The organism is Microseira sp. BLCC-F43 (assembly GCF_041929235.1).
Classification (GTDB): Bacteria; Cyanobacteriota; Cyanobacteriia; order Cyanobacteriales; family Aerosakkonemataceae; genus Microseira.
The window spans coordinates 1-3,434 of the sequence record NZ_JBHFNP010000060.1; the positions used below are offsets into that span (position 1 = coordinate 1).

At 46.2% G+C, this 3,434-nt stretch carries 2 protein-coding genes; one reads left to right on the top strand and one right to left on the bottom strand.

Annotated features, from left to right (window positions below; genetic code table 11):
• Positions 1-539: 539 nt before the first annotated feature.
• Entirely contained in the window at positions 540-776 is a 237-nt protein-coding gene (locus tag ACE1CM_RS10265; RefSeq protein ID WP_374877320.1) for a hypothetical protein, read from the top strand.
• 71 nt (positions 777-847) lie between these two features.
• On the opposite strand, the gene ACE1CM_RS10270 is transcribed toward ACE1CM_RS10265, so the two are convergent.
• Positions 848-3,043 (bottom strand): transglycosylase SLT domain-containing protein, encoded by a 2,196-nt coding sequence (locus tag ACE1CM_RS10270; protein ID WP_374877321.1) that lies wholly within the window; start codon positions 3,041-3,043, stop codon positions 848-850.
• Positions 3,044-3,434 lie beyond the last annotated feature (391 nt).

The window sequence follows — 3,434 nt, forward strand, 5'->3', positions numbered from 1 at the left end:
CCGCTTGAGTGTGAAAGCTGATGAGGTTTTCCGTCAAATCTGTCATGCGCGCGATCGCAACCCCACAGAATTGGTACGGGAGATTATTGAGGAGTGGGTAGAAGCTCAAAAAAAGTCCTCCAGTGTGGTGCAAGAAGATGAGAAAATTACTCAGGGATTGACCTAAGTTGCATTTCGGCAGGTTTGCATTGAGCGCGCGCGCATACCTGCCGAGTTAATCCGCGAGATTATTCCAGATTGGATAGAAGCTCAAAAAAAAGCCACTTCGTAATATTCAAGAACTATTTGCCGTTAAAACCCAGAAACCCGGTTTTGCCAAAAAACCGGGTTTCTCACACGCTTCTTTTAAAGTTTTGTAACAATTCACCGAAATCTATTCTCTGCGAACTGAAGCTACTCGTTTGAGATAACTTCGCAGACATTGTTGCACGTAGCTGGGTAGTCGGTAATTTTTTCATTACCAATCACCCACTGCTGATGCAATTAAGGGTCATCTACTATCCAAAACATATACACATAATTCATCAAGGCGCAAGACAATGATCAGGATTTGTTTATACCTCAAAGAAGACAAGAACAACCCGTCCAAACAACAAGTGCTTGAAGTAAATCGAGTCCCTGCTATGGGAGAATTTATCGACTTGGGGTTTAATCTTTATCGGGTTTTTTTGGTTTGTCATAGCCCCTATAACTCCGACTTTCAAGCTTCTGTTGCTGCGTTAAAAACCGATTGGAATACTTGCGAGAATTTAATCGATCAGAATGACATGAATTGAATTGCTAATTGCTAATTGCTAATTGCTTAGCCGTTAGCAATTAGTGTGGCTACCCGACAGGGTATGATTTATTACTTTGTTGGCAACTGTTGTAATTTTTGGGCGATTTCTGGATTGTAAAATCGCATGTAGTTCCAGTAGTTGCCAAACACGTGCTTCACATAACCTTGGGTTTCTGGGAAAGGAATGTCTTCCACGAATTCATCGGGATCGTTTAAGCCATACTTTTGTATCCACTTCGATACATTTCCGGGGCCAGCATTATAACTCGCGACGGCTAAAAGCGAATTATTGTTGTAGGTTTCGTGGGTGTGATCGAGATACCAAGTGCCGAGGTTGATATTATCGTTGGGATTTTCTAGTGCATAATTTTTCAGGTTAATTTGTGGCGCTATCCATGCAGCGGTAGAAGGCAAAACTTGCATTAACCCAATTGCATTGGCAACGGAACGGATGGTGGTTTCAAATCGCGATTCTTGTCGGATGAGGGAGATGACTAATAAGGGGTTAAGTTGACGCTGTTTTGACCAATTTTCCACCAATTCTAGATATGGGAATGGATAAAGGGCTTGCCAGTATTCCGGTTGTTTTTTGAGTGAGGCTAATTGGGCTTCTTCTTCATCCGTATCGCGCCACCATCCCAAACTTTCAAGTTGAGTAATTCCTTGGATATTTTGCCCTACTCCTAACAGCAGTACGCCGTCGGTAAATTGTTCGGCGATCGTGGGTTGAATGTAATTGCTAAATTCGGCTTGCCAGAGGGACCGCGCATCTTTTTTCTGTCCCAATTGATACAGTTCTTTCACAGTTTCAGAACCTGCTGGCAACAAGGGTTTTTCTGGCGGGCGCACTATTTGGGGAATTAACTGGCGTACTGTGGTAAACGTGCCCACATTCCAACCTAATTCGCCAGCGGACCGCCATGCATAGTATGATTCCGGATAGCGGCTGATGACGTATTCGTAAGCAGTTTTGGCTTCTGCTGCACGTCCCAATTTAGTAGCCCATTTGCCAACCCAGTAAGCTGCTTCGGGTGCTAATTCGCTTTCGGGATGTTCGCGAGAAATTGGCTGCGCCCATTGCCAAGCACCTAAAAAATCCCCGGCTTTTGCTCTCTGACGCGCTGCATCCCAACGGAATTGGGCGACTTCATCGGAATTGCCGTATTTTTTCAGCGCTAATTGACGCGCTTGCGAGGCAGACTTGGTACTTTTGATTTTCTCTAGAATTTTGGCTTTATCTAACAGCGCTGCACCAGCTTGATCGGGAAATTCTTTAATAACGCGATCGAGATAAATTAGCGCATCTTGCTGTGGAGATATGCGGGATAAACGGATTAACCCCAAGCCTGTATCTTTAGCGGTGGGAAAGTCGCGCACGAGTTGTTGATACAGCGCGATCGCTTCATTTTTAAACCCACCCAACTGCTGTCCCCTAGCCGCGCGATAAACGTTGCGGGGCGTCGCGGGTGCTTTAGCATAAGCTTTTCCAGATTGCCCGTATTCTCGGCGCTGCCAGAGGAGAAAAGCAATAGCTTCCCAATCTTCCGGTTTTAATTGCGCCCCATGTTGAATCGTGAGTTGATTTAAAACAGTACCGATATCCCGGCTATCTTGGTCGTGTTTGAGTAATAGCAATAACAGGGATAATTGATTGGGAGTTTTCTTTAATCGTTCGCGGGCAATTTCGATTGTACGGGGATGACTGGGGAAAGAAGCGAGCGATCGATCCCAAAGTTTCGCATCCTTGCGTCCCAAAACAAACAGCGCTTCCGCCGCCACCGGGTTTTCCGGATATTTTTCTAATAATTCTTGCCAAGCAGCCGTTGCTTTGGCCTTATCTGGGATACTTTCATAAGCTTGGGCGCGCTTCATAGCCACGTGAGCAGCCATTACCGGGTAATCTTGTTCTAATCCTTCTAATAAAGACAGCGCCTTTTTGCCTTGCTTTTGGGCGATCAAGTCGCTTGCCAGGAGATAGCGGGCGCGACTTTTGTCGAGGGAAGATGCCCCGGATGCGATCGCTTCTAATTGAGACGCCCGCTGTTGGGGGGAAACTGTCGCCAAAGGCAAAACGGCGGATTTAGGATCTTCTTGTGCTTGTTGCTGCGCTTCTGACTTCGAGTCTAGCTGTTGCAACTGCGCTAATTGGGGGGCTAGCCGCTGCACATCATCCCATCTTACTATTGCTATACCAGCTCCCAGCACCAGAGCCGATAGTCCTGTACCCAAAGCCAGAGAAATTGGGTTTTTCAGTTGCTTAAGCATTATTCCTCACACCCCTTAGAATTACAGACGCTTCAAGCCAACCAACCATTCTTAAGTTTGCCTGTTACTCGCCGAAAGTACAATCGGTGCAATTAAAAACAGTTGGTGATAAAGAGGACAATACCGCTTGTAAAAACCTATACTGCCGCCAATCAATCACCCACGATCTGTACTAGCACGGCATTCACCATCTCTGTACCAGATCAAAAGACTTCGCTGCCTTGCCCCTACCCTCAAACATCGCCACACCCACGATATGTAGTAGCACGGCATTCACCATCTCTGTACCAGATCAAAAGACTTCGCTGCCTTGCCCCTACCCTCAAACATCGCCACACCCACGATCTTTTGGGGCACGGCATTCACCATCTCTGTACCAGATCAAAAGACT

Excerpts from the sequence above, each read along its gene's own strand:
- ACE1CM_RS10265 (WP_374877320.1), top strand. The coding sequence starts at position 540 with ATGATCAGGATTTGTTTATACCTCAAAGAAGACAAGAACAACCCGTCC.
- ACE1CM_RS10270 (WP_374877321.1), bottom strand. The coding sequence starts at position 3,043 with ATGCTTAAGCAACTGAAAAACCCAATTTCTCTGGCTTTGGGTACAGGA.